We start from the raw sequence: 1,300 nt of genomic DNA on the forward strand, positions 1-1,300 counted from the left end.
CGCCGGCGCCGGCGCCGACCACCGTCGCGCCCGCCCCCGAGGCGTCGCGCACCGCGCCACCACCCGTCGCGGCGTGGACCCCGCCCGACGTCGACCTCGCGACCCTGCCGGTGGCCGACCCCTGGGCCGTGATGCCGCAGGCCGTGGCCGACCCGGACCCCGGGACGATGCCGAGCGGCCTGCTCGTCACCCCGGACACCGACCCCGGGATCGCGCTGTACGACGCCCCGCGCGGCGCACCGTTCGCGCTGCTCCCCCTGGTCCAGTACCAGGGCGTGACCTCTTACCCGGTGGTCGCGCAGCAGGGCGACTGGTACCAGGTGCTGCTCACGGTGCGGCGCGGTCTGCCGAGCCAGGTGGGCCCGGACGGCGTCAACGAGGCCACGGGCTGGGTGCACGCCGACGACGTCCTGACGAGCTCCACGGACTACCGGATCACGGCGTCCCTGGGCACGGGCGAGGTGGTGCTGCACCGCGGCGAGGAGGAGGTCGCCCGGACGGTGACGGGGTTCGGCACCCCGGAGACGCCGACCCCGCTGGGCCGCACGTTCGTCATGTCGATCGCGCCGGACCCGGGCGCCCGGTACTCACCGGTGTTCGTGTACCTCGGCTCGCACTCGCCCACGCTGGACGAGTTCGACGGCGGGCCGGCGCCGATCGCGATCCACGCCTACGCGACCTACAGCGGGCCGATCTCCAACGGGTGCCTGCGCGTGCCGGCCGATGCCCTGGCGCCGTTCGCCGACGTACCCCTCGGCACGCCGGTGCTCGTCACCGCCTGACACCGGCGATCGCGCCGCGGTGGGTGACGCGTTGGCGTCGCTGGGCGACGCCAAGGCGTCATGCAGCGACGCGGGGCGCCCCCGCGCTGGGCTGTCGGCCGGGGCCGACGGGTCTGTCAGAGGCGGTCGAGGCGCGGGCTGTCGAGCTCGACGCGACGCAGGTCGCCGCCGAAGTCGACGATCGCGGCGCGGTCGCCGTCCATGCGGACGGCGCGGCCGAGGCCGTGGCGCTCGTGGCAGACGCGGTCGCCCGCCTCGACGGGGACGATGGTCTTGATGGCGGCCTCGCGAGCGGCGTTGAACGGGCTCGTGGCGAGGTAACGGCGAGCAGCAGGACGGGGCGGCATCGGATTTCTCCCACCAGGCCCGGGACGGAGGGGAGGGTCTGGAGCCTTCAGTCTACTCGCGTGGCAGCGCGGTCGTCAGGCCCTCGCCGCAAATCCGGCGGCGACGCGCGGGCACGCCGCTCCCGGCGCGGCCGCGCCGCACGGGCCGAGCGCTCGGGCCGGCGTCAGGCC

2 protein-coding genes are annotated in these 1,300 nt (G+C 76.0%); one reads left to right on the forward strand and one right to left on the reverse strand.

Annotation, left to right across the window (positions count from 1 at the left end; translation table 11 throughout):
* The coding region (locus IDM29_RS16715) for a L,D-transpeptidase (protein ID WP_188037838.1) at positions 1–782 on the forward strand (782 nt) is incomplete at its 5' end.
* 116 nt (positions 783–898) lie between these two features.
* Here IDM29_RS16715 and IDM29_RS16720 read toward each other — a convergent pair.
* Positions 899–1,129: a hypothetical protein gene (locus IDM29_RS16720; protein WP_182111865.1), complete on the reverse strand. Its 231-nt coding sequence runs from the start codon at positions 1,127–1,129 to the stop codon at positions 899–901.
* Positions 1,130–1,300 lie beyond the last annotated feature (171 nt).

The organism is Actinotalea sp. JY-7885 (assembly GCF_014525465.1).
Lineage (GTDB): Bacteria > Actinomycetota > Actinomycetes > Actinomycetales > Cellulomonadaceae > Actinotalea.